Origin of the sequence: Blautia sp. CAG:237 (genome assembly GCF_000436615.1) — a bacterium.
GTDB lineage: Bacteria > Bacillota > Clostridia > Lachnospirales > Lachnospiraceae > Blautia_A > Blautia_A intestinihominis.
This window is the reverse complement of the sequence record NZ_FR886769.1, coordinates 282-521: the sequence shown is the minus strand read 5'-3', so window position 1 is coordinate 521 and position 240 is coordinate 282. Positions and strand designations below refer to the sequence as shown.

Below are 240 nucleotides of genomic sequence, written 5' to 3'. Positions count from 1 at the left end.
TGTGTACCTGCAAAAGAAGAAGCATACTTCTTCAAAATGAGCAAATATGCTGACAAACTTATCGACTACATCAATACACATCCGGATTTCATCCAGCCGGAATCCCGTAAAAACGAGATGATGAACAACTTCCTTCTCCCGGGACTTCAGGATCTCTGTGTATCCAGAACTTCCTTCAAATGGGGAATCCCGGTAGACTTTGATCCGAAACACGTAGTATATGTATGGCTTGATGCCCTT

At 42.9% G+C, this 240-nt stretch carries 1 protein-coding gene; it reads left to right on the top strand.

What is annotated here, in order from left to right; genetic code table 11:
* Positions 1–240: class I tRNA ligase family protein (locus tag QZL69_RS13025; RefSeq protein ID WP_291519729.1), on the top strand; the 240-nt coding region annotated here is incomplete at both ends.